Source organism: Actinomadura madurae, from assembly GCF_900115095.1.
Taxonomy (GTDB): Bacteria; Actinomycetota; Actinomycetes; order Streptosporangiales; family Streptosporangiaceae; genus Spirillospora; species Spirillospora madurae.
The window spans coordinates 320,552-335,798 of the sequence record NZ_FOVH01000001.1 but is presented as its reverse complement, the minus strand read 5'-3'; the positions used below and the strand labels follow the sequence as shown (position 1 = coordinate 335,798).

9 protein-coding genes and 1 pseudogene are annotated in these 15,247 nt (G+C 73.4%); 7 read left to right on the top strand and 3 right to left on the bottom strand.

Going from position 1 to position 15,247, the window contains the following annotated elements; genetic code table 11:
- Positions 1 to 104: 104 nt before the first annotated feature.
- Positions 105 to 4,835 carry an Lhr family helicase gene (locus tag BM339_RS01645; protein ID WP_075019704.1) on the top strand — a complete coding sequence of 1,577 codons (4,731 nt, stop codon included), beginning with the start codon at positions 105 to 107 and terminating at the stop codon, positions 4,833 to 4,835.
- Positions 4,836 to 4,912: 77 nt separating this feature from the next.
- On the opposite strand, the pseudogene BM339_RS01640 reads toward BM339_RS01645, so the two are convergent.
- Positions 4,913 to 5,740 (bottom strand): annotated as a pseudogene (locus tag BM339_RS01640) (DMT family transporter); the annotation flags it as partial.
- Between the two features lie 46 nt (positions 5,741 to 5,786).
- Here BM339_RS01640 and BM339_RS01635 point away from each other — a divergent pair.
- On the top strand, positions 5,787 to 6,368 hold the full coding sequence (locus tag BM339_RS01635) for a TetR/AcrR family transcriptional regulator (RefSeq protein WP_021600347.1): 582 nt from the start codon (positions 5,787 to 5,789) through the stop codon (positions 6,366 to 6,368).
- Here the strand turns inward: BM339_RS01635 and secA2 are convergent.
- Positions 6,340 to 8,664, bottom strand: coding sequence for an accessory Sec system translocase SecA2 (secA2, locus tag BM339_RS01630; RefSeq protein WP_024934628.1), 2,325 nt, complete (start codon positions 8,662 to 8,664; stop codon positions 6,340 to 6,342). The genes BM339_RS01635 and secA2 overlap by 29 nt on opposite strands.
- Before the next feature lie 237 nt (positions 8,665 to 8,901).
- On the opposite strand from secA2, the gene BM339_RS51120 reads away from it, so the two are divergent.
- On the top strand, positions 8,902 to 9,027 hold the full coding sequence (locus BM339_RS51120) for a hypothetical protein (protein WP_256255147.1): 126 nt from the start codon (positions 8,902 to 8,904) through the stop codon (positions 9,025 to 9,027).
- A 102-nt stretch (positions 9,028 to 9,129) separates the two neighbouring features.
- Here BM339_RS51120 and BM339_RS01625 read toward each other — a convergent pair whose 3' ends face one another.
- The gene (locus BM339_RS01625) at positions 9,130 to 10,353 is read right to left on the bottom strand and encodes an ROK family transcriptional regulator (RefSeq protein ID WP_021598818.1); all 1,224 of its coding nucleotides are present in this window, start codon (positions 10,351 to 10,353) and stop codon (positions 9,130 to 9,132) included.
- A 254-nt stretch (positions 10,354 to 10,607) separates the two neighbouring features.
- Between BM339_RS01625 and BM339_RS01620 the strand changes: the two genes are divergently transcribed.
- Genes BM339_RS01620 through BM339_RS01605 form a run of 4 tightly spaced genes read left to right on the top strand, consistent with a single transcriptional unit; the run spans position 10,608 to position 15,214 of the window.
- Positions 10,608 to 11,876, top strand: coding sequence for an extracellular solute-binding protein (locus BM339_RS01620; RefSeq protein ID WP_021598819.1), 1,269 nt, complete (start codon positions 10,608 to 10,610; stop codon positions 11,874 to 11,876).
- Between the two features lie 19 nt (positions 11,877 to 11,895).
- Entirely contained in the window at positions 11,896 to 12,867 is a 972-nt protein-coding gene (locus tag BM339_RS01615; RefSeq protein WP_021598820.1) for a carbohydrate ABC transporter permease, read from the top strand.
- A 50-nt stretch (positions 12,868 to 12,917) separates the two neighbouring features.
- Positions 12,918 to 13,757, top strand: a complete 840-nt coding sequence (locus BM339_RS01610; RefSeq protein ID WP_177287603.1) for a carbohydrate ABC transporter permease — start codon at positions 12,918 to 12,920, stop codon at positions 13,755 to 13,757.
- Positions 13,754 to 15,214, top strand: coding sequence for a glycoside hydrolase family 3 protein (locus BM339_RS01605; protein WP_075019702.1), 1,461 nt, complete (start codon positions 13,754 to 13,756; stop codon positions 15,212 to 15,214). Before BM339_RS01610 ends, BM339_RS01605 begins: the two co-directional genes overlap by 4 nt.
- Positions 15,215 to 15,247: the final 33 nt, after the last annotated feature.

Genomic DNA, 15,247 nt, shown 5'->3' with positions numbered 1-15,247 from the left:
GCGGAGGGTCGTCCCGTAGACCATGCCCCGGACAAGTGCTTGCTTACAATGTGACGCGCGCCACGCCGCCGCATTCTGTCGGACCCGCGAGGCACTATGGCGCCATGGGCGGTGACGTGCTCGAACGCTTCTCGCCGGCGACCCGCGCCTGGTTCACCGGGGCGTTCGCCGCGCCCACCCCCGCCCAGGCGGGGGCGTGGGGGTCGATCGCCGGCGGCGACGACACGCTGGTCGTCGCCCCGACCGGGTCCGGCAAGACCCTCGCGGCGTTCCTGTGGTCGCTCGACCGGCTCGCCACCGAGGCCGTCCCCGACGACCCGCTGCGCCGCTGCCGCGTCCTGTACGTGTCGCCGCTGAAGGCCCTCGCCGTCGACGTGGAGCGCAACCTGCGCGCCCCGCTGGCCGGCATCCGCCACGCGGCGCGCCGCCTCGGCCTGCCCGAGCCCGGCGTCCGGGTCGGGATGCGGTCGGGCGACACCCCGGCCGACGAGCGCCGCAGGCTGGCCACCAGACCGCCGGACATCCTGATCACCACGCCGGAGTCGCTGTTCCTGATCCTCACCTCGCGGGCGCGCGAGTCGCTGCGCGGGGTGGAGACCGTCATCGTGGACGAGGTGCACGCCGTCGCGGGCACCAAGCGCGGCGCGCACCTGGCGCTGTCCCTCGAACGGCTGGACGCGCTCCTCGAACGTCCGGCCCAGCGGATCGGCCTGTCGGCGACCGTCCGTCCCACCGACGAGGTCGCGGCGTTCCTGGGCGGCACGAAGCCGGCCGCGGTCGTCCAGCCGCGCTCCGACAAGGTCTTCGACCTCGACATCGTCGTCCCGGTGGAGGACATGGGCGAGGTCGGGCAGTTCGTGGACGACTCGGGGGCGGCCGACCCCCGCCAGCGCAGCATCTGGCCCCACGTCGAGGACCGCCTGCTCGACCTCATCCAGGCCCACCGTTCGACGCTCGTCTTCGCCAACTCCAGGCGGCTGGCCGAAAGGCTGTGCGGACGGCTGAACGAGCTCGCCTACGAACGCGCCACAGGCGAGCCGCTGCCCGAAGACCACTCTCCCGCGGCGACGATGGCCCAGGCGGGCGCGGCCAGAGGGGCGCCGCTGGAAATCGCCCGAGCGCACCATGGTTCCGTCTCCAAGGAGGAGCGGGCCGGCATCGAGAACGCCCTGAAGGAGGGCCGTCTCCCCGCGGTCGTGGCGACGTCCAGCCTGGAACTGGGCATCGATATGGGCGCGGTCGATCTGGTCGTCCAGGTGGAGTCGCCGCCGTCCGTCGCCAACGGCCTCCAGCGGGTGGGACGCGCCGGCCACCAGGTCGGCGCCGTGTCCAAGGGCGTCATCTTCCCCAAGTACCGCGGCGACCTCATCCAGACGACGGTCGTGGCCGAGCGCATGCGCGGCGGCGAGATCGAGGAGCTGCGGTACCCGCGCAACCCCCTGGACGTCCTCTCCCAGCAGATCGTCGCGATGGTCTCCATGGACGAGTGGACGGTCGACGACCTCGAATCCCTCGTCAAGCGCGCCGCCCCCTACGCCACGCTCCCCCGGTCGGCGCTGGAGGCGTCCCTCGACATGCTCGCCGGGCGCTACCCCAGCGACGAGTTCGGCGAGCTGCGCCCCCGCCTCGTCTGGGACCGCGTGACCGGCGTCCTGCGCGACCGTCCGGGCGCGCAGAGGCTCGCCGTGACCAGCGGCGGGACGATCCCCGACCGGGGTCTCTTCGGCGTCTTCCTCGTCGGGGAGAAGGCCTCGCGCGTGGGCGAGCTCGACGAGGAGATGGTCTACGAGTCGCGGGTGGGCGACGTGTTCGTCCTCGGCGCCAGCTCATGGCGCATCGAGGACATCACCCCCGACCGGGTGCTCGTCTCGCCCGCCCCCGGCCAGCCCGGCAAGCTGCCGTTCTGGCACGGAGACACCCTCGGCCGGCCCGCCGAGCTGGGCCGCGCGCTCGGCTCGTTCACCCGCGAGCTGGCGGGCCTTCCACAGGAGCGGGCACAGGAACGCGTCACCACGGCGGGCCTGGATGCCTGGGCCTCCGCCAACCTCGTCTCCTACCTCCACGAGCAGCGGGAGGCCACCGGCCACGTCCCGGACGACCGGACGATGGTCGTCGAGCGGTTCCGCGACGAGCTCGGCGACTGGCGCCTGGTCGTGCACTCTCCGCTCGGGGCGCGCGTGCACGCGCCGTGGGCGCTCGCCATAGCCGGCCGCCTCCGCGAGCGGTACGGCCTCGACGCGCAGGCCATGCACGCGGACGACGGCATCGTCATCCGCATCCCCGACATGGACGAGCCGCCCGGCCTCGACCTCGTCGCCTTCGACGCCGACGACGTCGAACGCGTCGTCGTGGACGAGCTGGGCGGTTCGGCGCTGTTCGCGGCACGGTTCCGCGAGTGCGCCGCGCGCTCGCTGCTCCTCCCCCGCCGCCGCCCCGACAAGCGCATGCCGCTCTGGCAGCAGCGCCAGCGCGCCGCGCAGCTGCTGGCCGTCGCGAGCAAGTACCCGTCCTTCCCGATCGTGCTGGAGACGATGCGCGAGTGCCTGCAGGACGTGTTCGACGTCCCCGGCTTGGTGCGGCTGATGCGCGACCTGTCGGGACGCAAGGTCCGCATGGTCGAGGTGGAGACGCCCGAGCCGTCCCCCTACGCCCGCTCCCTGCTGTTCCACTACGTCGGCGCGTTCATGTACGAGGGCGACTCGCCGCTGGCCGAGCGCCGTGCCCAGGCCCTCGCGCTCGACTCGGCGCTGCTGGCCGAGCTGCTCGGCCAGGCCGATCTCCGCGAGCTGCTCGACCCCGACGCGGTCGCCGAGACCGAACGCGAGCTGCAGCGCCTCGCCGCCGACCGGCGGGCCCGTGACATGGAGGGCGTGGCCGACCTCCTCCGCGCCCTCGGCCCCCTCACCACCGCGGAGATCGCCCGCCGAACCCTCCCCGCCCGCGCCGAGGCGGAGGACGACCGAACGCCGCGACGTCCCCTCACGGATGGCACGGTTCGACCGGCCGGAGTGAACGCGCCCAGCCCGGCCGACCTGGAGCCCTCGGCCGCCGGTGCCGGCGGTAGTGCACCTGGGACGGGGGCCGCCGTGCCGGACGAGGTGGCCGTGCAGGTGGCGCGGTGGGTGGCGGAGCTGGAGGCGACGCGGCGGGCGATCCGGGTGCGGGTGGCCGGCGAGGAGCGGTGGGCGGCGATCGAGGACGCCGGGCGGCTGCGGGACGCGCTCGGCGCGCCGCTGCCCGTGGGCGTCCCGGAGGCGTTCCTCGAACCGGTCGACGATCCGCTCGGCGACCTGGTCTCCCGGTACGCGCGCACCCATGGCCCCTTCCGGGCGGGCGAGCCGGCCGCGCGGTTCGGGCTGGGCGTCGCCGTGGTCGTCGAGACGCTGCGGCGGCTCGCGGCCGGGGGGCGGGTGGTCGAGGGCGAGTTCCTGCCAGTCGAGGCCGTGGCCGGGCCGTTGACGACCGAATGGTGCGACACCGGCGTGCTCCGGACGCTGCGGCGGCGCTCGCTGGCGCGGCTGCGCGCCGAGGTCGAGCCGTCCCCGCCGGAGGCGCTCGGCCGTTTCCTGCCGGTCTGGCACGGCGTATCGGGCGGATCCCGGTTGCGCGGCATCGACGCGCTCGTCCAGGCGATCGAGCAGCTGCAGGGCGCGGCGGTCCCCGCGTCCGCGCTGGAGTCGCTGATCCTGCCGTCGCGGGTGCCCGGCTACTCCGCGGCCATGCTGGACGAGCTGACGTCCGCGGGCGAGGTCGTCTGGGCCGGCCAGGGCGGGCTGCCCGGCGGCGACGGCTGGGTGGCGCTGTACCTGGCCGACACCGCGCCGCTGCTGATGCCCGAGCCCGCGGAGATCACGCTCACGCCCGTCCACCGGGCGGTCCTGGACGCGCTCGGCGACGGCGGCGCGCTGTTCTTCCGGACGCTGTCGGACCGGGTGAACCGGCAGGTCACCGCGAACGACGCCGACCTCGTCACCGCCGTGTGGGACCTCGTCTGGGCCGGGCACCTCACCAACGACACGATGGCCCCGCTGCGGGCCGCGCTCGGGTCGGGCCGCCCGACGCACCGGTCGCGGACGACGCGCCGGGGACGTCCCGTCCTGCCGTCCCGGACGGGCCCGCCCACCGTGGCGGGGCGCTGGTGGCCGCTCCCGGAGCGGGAGGGCACCCCCACCCTGCGGTCGCACGCGCTGGCCGAGGCGCTCCTGGAGCGGTACGGCATCGTCATCCGCGGCGCGGTGGCGGCCGAGCGCACGCCGGGCGGGTTCTCCGCCGTGTACCCGGTGCTGCGGGCGTTCGAGGAGTCCGGCCGGTGCCGGCGCGGCTACTTCGTCGAGGGCCTCGGCGCGGCGCAGTTCGCGCTCCCGGGGGCGGTCGACCGGCTCCGCGCGCTCCGCCCGGCCGCGGCGGCGGCCCCGGACGACATCTCCGCGCTGTGGGAGCCGGCGCCGCGCGAGCCGCAGGTCCGCGCCCTCGTCCTGGCCGCGGCCGATCCCGCCAACCCGTACGGCGCGGCCCTGCCGTGGCCGGAGCGGGACGACGAGGTCGCCAGCGGCCACAAGCCGGGCCGCAAGGCCGGCGCGCTGGTCGTGCTGGTCGAGGGCCGCCTCGTCCTCTACGTCGAGCGCGGCGGCCGGACGCTGCTGACCTGGGACGACGACCCGGACGTCCTGCAGCCGTCGGTCGACGCGCTGGCGCTCGCGGTCCGCGAGGGGGCGCTCGGCAAGCTCACCGTCGAGCGCGCCGACGGCGCGGCGATCACCGGCTCGCCGCTGGCCGCGGCGCTGGAGTCGGCCGGCTTCCATCCGACCCCCAGGGGCCTGCGGCTGCGCTCCTGACCGCCCGGGGCGCGGAGCGCGACCGTCACGGCCACGGCGCACACCGCCACGCCCAGCAGCGACGGCGGTGTGAGCGTGCTGCCGAACATCAGCCATCCCCACAGCATCGTCGTGGGCGGGGTGAGGTAGAGCAGGGCGGACACCCTGGCCACGCCCGTCCGCTGGACGTTGATCCAGTAGAGCCCGTAGCCGCCGAGCATCGCCAGCGCGACCAGGATGGCGATGGCCGCCCAGAACACGGGGTCGGCCGGCGGCAGGAGGGAGCCGTCCAGTCCCGCGACGCCCGAGAAGACCACGGCGCTGATGCCCGCCTGGACGGCGAGGGCCTCGGGCAGTTCCGCCGAGGGCCGGGCCCGCCGCTCCAGGAGGGTCGCGCCGACGAGGGAGAGCATCGCGGCGAACGGCAGCGCGTACGCCCAGGCGGGCGCTCCCCCGTCCAGGTCGCCGCCGACGACGAGCAGGACCCCGCCGAGCCCCGCGACGAACCCGGCGAACTGCCGGCGGCTGATCGATTCGCCGAGCAGCGGCACGGCGAGCGTGACCGCGACGAGCGGCTGCAGGGCGGTGATCAGGCTGTTGATGCCCTCGACGACGCCGTACTCGGCGGCGAAGAAGACGCCGGCGAGGTAGCCGACCTGGCCGAGCGCCCCGATCAGGACGTGCAGCAGGAGGTCCCGGGACGGGACGCGGCGCCGCCGCCAGGCCACCCAGGCGCCGAGGACGGCGACGCCGATGATGAACCGCCAGGCGAGCAGGGCGGTCGCCGGCGCGGCCCGGGTGCCGAGCTCCGCGCCGACGAAACCGGAGCTCCAGGTGATGACGAAGGCGGCCCCCAGCAGGGCGTCCGTTCGGCGCGGGTGCACGGTCCTCCTAGGTATACATACCGGTATAGCTACAGAGTACATATACCGGTATGTATACTTGCGGTGTACCTCTGGGGAAGGAGCCGCGATGGCCGTCCGGGAAAGGCCGCTCACTCCCGCCGCCCGGCGGGTCCTCCAGGTGGCGAGCGAGCTGTTCTACGAGCGCGGGATCGGCTCGGTCGGCATGGAGCTGATCGCCGCCGAGGCGGGGGTCACCAAGAAGACCGTCTACGACCGGTTCGGGTCCAAGGACGCGCTGATCCTCGCCTACCTGCGCGCGCGCGACGAGCGCTGGCACGCCTTCATAGAGGGCCGTCTCTCCGAGATCGCCGATCCGCGCGAGCGCGTCCTCGCCACGTTCGACGCGCTCGGAGAGTGGCTGACGACGAAGTGCCGGCGCGGCTGCTCGATGGTGAACGCCTGCGCCGAACTCCCCGAGCCGTCCCACCCGGTCCACCGGCTCGCCGCCGAGCAGAAGGCGTGGGTGCGGGCTCTCTACGCGGAGCAGGTCGGCGACGGCGCGCTGGCCGACCAGCTCCTCATCCTGCACGAGGGGGCGATCGTCGCGTTCAGCGTGGGCGGCGTCCACGACGCCACCGGGAAGGCCCGCGCCGCGGCCGCCGCGATCCTCCCCGCGACGCTCAGCGCCGCCGGCGCCCGAACATGTTGATCATGCCGCGCAGCGCCCGCTCGTCCAGGGACCCGAACGGGTTGTCGTGGACGAGGTACGTCCAGGTCGCCGAGGGGCGCTTCAGGCCCGCCGAGTCGAGGTCGATCCCGTCCCCGGACGCGGTGAGGGCCTCGAACGCGGCCACCGACCGCTTCCGCGCGTCGGCGAGCAGCCGCTTGCCCGCCGGCACCGCCTCCCGGTTGAACTCGACCAGCGGGTCCAGGCCGCGGCCGAGCGACCGCAGGTGGATGCCCTCGCGCAGGTCGGCGAGGTAGGCGAGGTGCTCGGCCCAGCAGCGGTCGAGCTGGTACAGGACGACCTGGCGCGCGGCGGCGGCCACCGCGTCCGCGCCCGCGGTCCCGGCGAGCTCGGCGTGCTTCGCGGGCGCCGCCGCGGCCATCGCGCGGTCGGCGGCGTCACCGCGCAGGACGCCGTCCCGCTCGGCCAGCAGCTCCCGCCGCTGCAACCCGATCAGGTGGTTGTACCGCCAGGTGTTGCGGTGCAGTTCGAGGTCGACGCCCTCCGCGACGCGCTGGGCGTGGCCGACGAGCCAGTGCGCGCCCTTGCCGGTGACGCGGCCCTGGTCGTCGGCGGGGTCGTCCGGCTTCTCGTCGGGCGCGTAGCGGGTGACCAGGTCGTCCTGGAGGCTGGTGAAGAACACCGAGCCGCCGGGGTCGCCCTGCCGCCCCGCACGCCCCCTGAGCTGGTCGTCCAGGCGGCTGCTGTGGTAGCGGCCGGTCCCGATGACCAGCAGGCCGCCCGCCTCGGCCACGCGGTCGTGGTCGGATCCGCCGGCCTCGGCCGGGGCCTTGCCCGGCTCCGCGGACGGGCTGCCGCCGAGCCGGATGTCGGTCCCCCGCCCGGCCATCTGGGTGGAGACGGTGATCGCGCCGTACGCCCCCGCCTCGGCGATGATCGCGGCCTCCTCGGCGTCGTTCTTGGCATTGAGCACGACCCGGTCCAGCCCGGCGCGGGCGAGCCGGCGGGCGAGCCGCTCGGACTCGGCGACGTCGCCCGTGCCGATCAGCACCGGGCGGCCGGCGGCGTGCGCGGCGGCGATCTCCTCCACGATCGCGACCTCCTTGTCGGCGGCGGTCGCGTAGAGGCGGTCCGGCTCGTCGGCGCGGACGCACGGCCGGTTCGGCGGGACGACCGCGATCTGCAGCGCGTAGAACTCGGTGAGCTGCCCGGCGACGGCCATCGCCGTGCCCGTCATCCCGCACCGGACGGGATAGCGCCCGATCAGCTCCTGGACGGTGATCGAGTCGAGGATCTCCCCGCTCGGCGACGCCTCCAGGGCCTCCTTCGCCTCGACCGCCGCCTGCAGGCCGTCCGGCCAGCGCTGCAGCAGGGCGACCCGGCCCCGCGACTCGCTGACCAGCTTCACCGCGCCGTCCCGGACGATGTAGTCCACGTCCCGGAGCAGGAGGACCTCGGCGTGCAGGGCCACGTTGACCGCGGTGAGCGTGCCGAGCTGGTCCGGCGCGTACAGGTCGACGCCTAGGACGCGCTCCACCTCGCGGGCCCCGGCCGGGGTCAGCTGGACGTTCCGGGCCTCGTCGTCGGTGGTGTAGTGCAGGCCGGGCCGCAGCCGGCGGACGAGGTCGGCGTACTGCGGGTCGGCGGCGTCGAGGTCGGCGGCGCCCGCGAGGACGAGGGGCACCATGGCCTCGTCCACCAGGACCGAGTCGGCCTCGTCGATCAGCGCGACGGACGGCTCGGGCAGGACGAGGTCGTCCGGGTCGGTGACGAGCCGGTCCCGGAGGAGGTCGAAGCCGACCTCGCTGACCGGCGCGTACGTCACGTCCGCCCGGTACGCGGCGCGCCGCTCCCCGGGCGTGGACGACTGGCCGACCCAGCCGGCGGTGACCCCGAGCAGGGAGTACAGCGGCTCCATCCACTCGGCGTCGCGCCGCGCCAGGTAGTCGTTGACCGACATCACGTGCACCTGCCGGCCGCGCAGCGCGTACCCGGCGGCCGCCAGCGCCCCGGCCAGGGTCTTGCCCTCCCCGGTCGCCATCTCCGCGACATGCCCGGACAGCAGCGCGAGCGTCCCGATGAGCTGGACGTCGTAGGGCCGCTCCCCCAGCGCCCGGCGGGCCGCCTCGCGGCCGAGCGCGCACAGCTCCGCCAGGTCCTCCTTCTCGCGCAGGGCGGACGCCGCGGCGGTCAGCTCGGCGTCGGACAGCTCCCGGACGCGGGGCTCGCGCGCACCGGCCTCCTCGGCCAGCGCGCGGAAGGGCCCGAGGTCGACGCTGCCCGGCTTCTGGACGAGCCGCCGCAGCCGGTCACGCAGCGCCACGGCGCCTCCTCGGTTCGTCGCTCACGGTTCCCCCAACGGCAGGTCGCGCACGTGCGTTCCCCATGATCGCAGTGCCGGGGCGGAGCGGCACCGGCGCCGTCTCCGCTGTTGGTCTGACCTCGATTTCATTCCTTGGGCGGATCCCCTCCACCCCTCGCGTTTGAAAGCATGAGGCCATCACGGGGTTTGCGGTGGCCGTGGGGAAAGCGCCACCGCGGAACGGGGTTCGCCATGACACCTACGGCACGCAAGGCCGCCGCGCTCCGGCGCAAGCGCCAGATCATCAGCCAGACCGTCATCGACCGCGCGCTGAACGATCCGCGGCGGCACAAGGAGACCGCGGTCGCCGCCAAGTAGGAACCGCCAAGCAGGAACGCGCCGAGCAGGAAACGCCGAGCAGGAACGCTCCGCACGGCCGTCGAGGCGCCCCCGCCGATCCGGCGGGGGCGCCTCGCGGTTCTAGGACTCTCCCGCGGACGAGAAGACGTCGTCGCGGGCCTGCTCCAGCGCCGCGTGCAGGGCGCCGCGCAGGACGGGATCGCCGGTCACCCCGGTCACCGTGACGGTGGGGCGGGTCGGGCTGATCCGGCCGACGATCTCCTCGATGCGGGTGGCGAGGGGCCGCCCGCCGGCCAGGCCGAGGCTGCCCGACAGCACCACCAGGCCCGGGTCCAGCACGATGTTGACCGAGGTCACGCCGTAGCTGATGCGGTTGGCCAGCTCGTCCAGGAACGGGCCGCCGCGCTCCTCGTCGGCGGCGGCCGCGCGGACGCAGTCCACCGCGGTCGGCTCGGCGATGCCGTGCTCGTGCGCGAGCGCGCGGACGGCGTCCGCGCCGACCAGGGCCCCGTAGCCGCCGGCGAGGGTGGGCGTGCCCCAGGTCACCGACTCGGTCACGCCCTCGTCCTGCGGGCCCCGGCGGGCGGCGCCGAGCGGCAGCGGCGCGCCGGGGACGGGCAGGTAGCCGATCTCCCCGGCGCCGCCCCACCGGCCGCGGTGCAGCCGGCCGCCCAGCATCACCGACATGCCCATGCCGCGGTCGAGCCACATGAGCGCGAAGTCGTCGGCGCCGCGCGCGGATCCGTACGCCCGTTCGGCGATGGCGGCGAGGTTGACGTCGTTCTCGATGGTCACCGGGCGGCGCAGGTCGCTCCGGAGCTCGGCTAGGACGCCCTCGTGCAGCGCCGGCAGGTCGAAGGAGAACTGGATGTCACCGGTGCGCGGGTCGACGACTCCGGGGGTCCCGATGACGCAGGCGTTCAGCTTCGACATCGCGACGCGGGCGGACGCGCAGGCCTTGGCGACGGCGTTGTGCACCAGCTTCACCGGCTCGTCACCGCCGTTGGGGTCCACGGTGACCTGGGCGACGACGTGCCCGGTGATGTCGGCGACGCCCGCGGTGACCCCGTCCGGCCCGACCTCCAGCCCGGCGACGTAGGCGCTGGACGGGACGACCGCGTAGAGTGCGGCGTTCGGGCCCCGTCCCCCCGCCTGCTCCCCGACCACCGAGACGAGCCCGCGCTCCTCCAGCCTGGACAGCAGCTGGGACGCGGTCACCTTGGAGAGCCCGGTGTGCTCGCCGATCTGGGCGCGGGTCAGCGGGCCCTGCTCGACCAGCAGGTCCAGTGCCGCGCGATCGTTGAGCTCACGCAGCAGCCTCGGCGTTCCCGGGCGTCTTGCCATGCTGGCACCCCTGATGTCTCAATCCGCTAACGAGCAGTTTTGTTTAGGAAAGTTTCTTGTTAGTTTACGCCCAAGCGCCGACCGGTCCGGTACCCCGGGCCGGCGGAGCCCGCAGAGCGCGGACTGGCGAGCAGGGCGCCCGCGATCGATGCGAATGCGAGAGGGGCATGGCCAGGACCTTAAAGGGTCCGTGCCGTCCCCACCCGCACCGCCGGCCACACGGCCGCGCGAGGCGATGCCGGAAAGGATCCCCAGTGAGGTACATCAAGGTTGCGGCCGCGGCGGCCGCGATCGCCCTGGCCGCCACGGCCTGCGGCGGCGACAGCAAGGACGACGAGGCGGGCGGCGGCAAGGACCCGGCGCAGCTGAAGGTCTGGATGATGGGCGACGGGACGCCCGAGCAGACCAAGCTCCTCGACGGCGTCGAGGCCGAGTTCAAGCAGAAGCACCCGAACACCGACGTCCAGATCAAGTACGTGCCGTGGGCGCAGGTCGCCACCACGTTCCAGAAGGCGGCGGCCGGCGGCGAGGGCCCGGACGTCACCGAGCTCGGCAACACCGACGTCCAGTCCCACGTCGAGCAGGGCAGCCTCGCCGACATCACCGACGAGTTCGGCGGGTGGGCGGACGGCAAGACCCTGAACAAGACCGCCCTGGCCAACGACCAGGCGGACGGCAAGACCTACGCGGTGCCGTGGTACGGCGGCGTCCGCGGCGTGTGGTACCGGACGGACTGGTTCCAGGAGCTCGGCATCCAGCAGCCCAAGACGTGGGCCGACCTGACCGCCGCGGCGAAGAAGGTGCAGGACTCCAAGAAGGTGCCCGGCATCGGCATCCCGAGCGACCAGACCAACGCGCTCCTCAGCTTCATCTGGGGCAACGGCGGCGACGTGGCCGCCAAGCAGGGCGAGGAGTGGAAGGGGCAGCTCGACCAGCCGCAGGCCGTCGAGGCGGTGAAGTACTACGCCGGCCTCGTGACCACCGAGAAGGTCGCGCCCGAGAAGTACGTCGGCAAGAACGAGCTGGAGGGGCCGCAGCGCGACTTCGCGCTCGGCAAGCTCGGCATGTACGTCGACGGCAGCTGGGCCCTGAAGGAGATGACGAAGATCTCCGAGAAGAACGCCGACAAGTGGGGCGTCTTCCCGATCCCCAGCAAGGCGGGCGGCAACGCCCCGGTCATGGCGGGCGGCTCCGACCTCGCCGTCTGGAACGACAGCAAGGCCAAGGACGCGGCGTTCGACTACATCACGGTCCTGAACAACGCCAAGAACGCCAAGGCCTGGGCCGACTACAGCGGCTTCTCCTCCATGCGGTCGGACGTCACGTTCACCGACCCGAAGCTGGAGATCTTCACCCAGATCGCCGGCAACACCAAGTTCCCGCCGATCAGCGCGGGATGGGGCGAGTTCGAGCAGGCCAAGAAGGTGCTGCCGAACGCGGTGAAGGCCGTCATGCAGGGCAAGTCCGCCGAAGAGGAGATGAAGAAGGCGAACGAGCAGGCCAACACGCTGCTGAACCCGTAACACGGCTGATCGGAACGTCATGCTCGACACCGCTCCCGCGGTGCGGAAGGCACCCGGCCGGAAGTCCTCCGGCCGGGTGCGGCCCCGCCGCCGGCCCCGCCTCGGGCCCTACCTGCTGATCGCGCCGACCGTGCTCGTGATCGCCGTCCTGATGTTCTGGCCGATGATCCAGATCGGGATCATGTCGTTCCAGAAGGTCGGCAACCGCCAGCTGCGCGGCGAGCCGGCCGAGCAGGTCGGGACCGAGAACTTCGACACGATCCTCAACGACCCGTTCTTCTGGCAGACGCTCCGGAACACGGTGCTGTTCGCCGTCGTCGCGGTGACCCTGACCATGGTCGTCGGGACGCTGGTGGGGCTGCTGCTCAACAAGCTCGGCAAGCGGATGTCGGGCTTCGTCGCGGGCGGCGTGATGGTCGCCTGGGCGACCCCGCCGGTCACCGCCGCGATCATCTTCAGCTGGCTGTTCGGCTCCACCGGCGGCGTCGTCAACTGGGGCCTGGACCTGCTGCCGGACGCCCTCGTCGGCGGCGGCTGGAGCGACTACAACTGGTTCGCCACACCGCTGTCCACCTACACGGTCCTCACCGTGTGCGTCGTGTGGCAGGCGTGCCCGTTCGTCGCGGTGTCGGTGCTGGCGGGGCTGAAGAGCGTCCCGGGCGAGCTGTACGAGGCGGCCCGGGTGGACGGGTCCGGCGCGTGGCGGACGTTCTGGAGCCTCACCTACCCGATGCTCAAGCCGATCTTCCTCGTGCTGCTCGTCATGTCGATCATCTGGGACTTCAAGGTCTTCACCCAGCTGTTCATCATGTCCGGGATGGCCAACCGCGACGCGTTCAACCTGTCGCTCTACGGCTACTCCGAGGCGTTCGGCTCGCTCAATCCGAAGCTCGGCATGGGCTCGGCGATCGCGCTCGTGCTGACGCTCATCCTGCTCGTCGTCACGGCCCTCTACGTGCGGGTCATGGTCCGTCAGGGGGAGACACGATGAGATTTGCAACCGCGAAGCGGCCGGGGGGTGTGGGGGGTCGTCCCCCCACAATGAAACGCCTGCCACGCAGGATCGCACTGAACGGGACGGGGCTGCTGGTCTTCCTGATCGCGGTCTTCCCCGTCTTCTGGATGGCCTCCACCGCGTTCAAGCCGAACACCGAGATCTTCAGCACGACGCCGAAGCCGCTGCCCGCCCACCCGACGCTGACGCACTTCGACCTGGTGCTGAACGGCGGCATCGCCGAGGTCTCCTTCTGGGAGTACTTCCGCAACAGCGCGATCCTGGCGCTCGTCACCGTGCTGGCGTCCGGCCTGCTCGCGCTGATGGCCGCCACGGCCGTCGCCCGGTTCCGGTTCCGCTTCCGCACCACCTTCCTGATCATGCTCCTGGTGGTGCAGATGGTGCCGCTGGAGGCGCTGGTCATCCCGCTGTTCCTCGATCTGAAGCAGCTCGAACTGCTGAACAGCCTGTCCGGTCTCGCGATCGTCTACATCGGCTTCGCGGTGCCGTTCGCCATCTGGATGCTGCGCGGGTTCGTCGCCGCGGTGCCGCGCGAGCTGGAGGAGGCCGCCGCGATCGACGGCGCCGGACCGGTCCGGACGTTCTTCACCGTCATGCTGCCGCTCGTCGCCCCCGGCCTGGTGGCGACCAGCATCTTCTCCTTCATCACCGCCTGGAACGAGTTCATCTTCGCGTTCACGTTCCTGGACGACCAGAACAAGTACACCCTGCCGATCATGCTGCAGTTCTTCTTCGGCCGCAGCGGCAACGCCTGGGGGCCCATCATGGCAGCGTCCACGCTGCTCACCATTCCCGTCATCGTCTTCTTCCTGCTGGTCCAGCGCCGTATGGTGTCCGGCCTCACCGCCGGGGCGGTGAAGGGGTGACGACCGACGACACCGCGACCACGGCGGAGATCGCCCGGCTGGCGCGCGGCACGCTGCTGCCGTCCTTCCACGGTTCGACCGCGCCGCGCTGGGTGCTGGACGAGCTGGAGTCCGGCCTCGCCGGCGTCACCCTGTTCGCCCTGACCGGCAACGTGCCGAGCCCGGAGTCGCTGGCCGCGCTCACCGCGCAGATGCGCAAGGCCGGCGACCCGTTCGTCACGATCGACGAGGAGGGCGGCGACGTCACCCGGCTCGGCGGGCACGCGACCGGCAGCCCCTACCCGGGCAACGCCGCGCTCGGCGCCGTCGACGACCCCGAGCTGACCCGGCGGATCTACCGCTCGCTCGGCGCCGAGCTGGCCGAGGTCGGCGTCAACTTCAACTTCGCGCCGTCGGTGGACGTCAACACCGCCGACGACAACCCGGTGATCGGGACCCGGTCGTTCGGCTCCGACCCCGAGCTGGTCGCGCGGCACGCCGCGGCTTCCGTCACCGGCACGCAGGAGGCGGGCGTCGCCGCCTGCGCCAAGCACTTCCCCGGCCACGGCGCCACCGTGGACGACTCGCACCTGTCGATCCCGCTCGTGGACGCCGACCTGGACCTGCTGGACCGGCGCGAGCTGGTCCCGTTCCGGGCGGCGATCGAGGCGGGCACCCGCGCGGTGATGACCGGGCACCTCAACCTGCCCGCGATCACCCGCGGTGTGCCGGCCACCCTGTCCCACGACGCGATCACCGGGCTGCTCCGCGAGCGGCTCGGCTACCGGGGCGTGATCGTCACCGACGCGCTCGACATGGAGGGCGCGAGCGGCGCGATCGGCATCCCGGAGGCGTCCGTGCGGGCCCTCGCCGCGGGTGCCGACCTGCTGTGCCTCGGCCCGCACGAGCAGGCCGAGACCGTCGAGGCGACGCTCGCGGCGGTCGACGAGGCCGTGCGGACCGGGCGCCTCCCGGTGGCCCGGCTGGCGGACGCCGCGGAGCGCACCGGCCGGCTCCGCGCGTGGCTCGCCGGGCACAGCCCCGCCGTCGTCGACCGCGCCGCCGGGCTGGAGGCCGCCCGCCGCGCCGTGCGGGTCACGGGAGCGCTCCCAGGTTGGGAGGCGGCGCCCCTGGTGGTGGAGACGGAGTCGACCGGCAACATCGCGGTCGGCCCGACCCCCTGGGGCCTGAACCCCTGGGCGCCCGACGCCGTCCAGGCCGACGGCGCGGACGGGACGGCGGACCGGATCCTGGATCGTGCCAGGGGCCGCGGCCTGATCGTCGTCCTGCGGGACGCGCACCGGCACGCCGGCCAGCGCGCTCTCACGACGGCACTGCTGACGGCGCGCCCCGACACGGTCGTCGTGGAGATGGGCCTGCCCGTCTGGCGCCCCGGCTCGGCCACCTACCTGGCCACCTACGGCGCCGCCGCCGCGAACGCCCAGGCCGCCGCCGAACTCCTGGGTTTGTCCGGGTGACGCACCCGAGTGGTCCGATCGGCAAGGGATAAT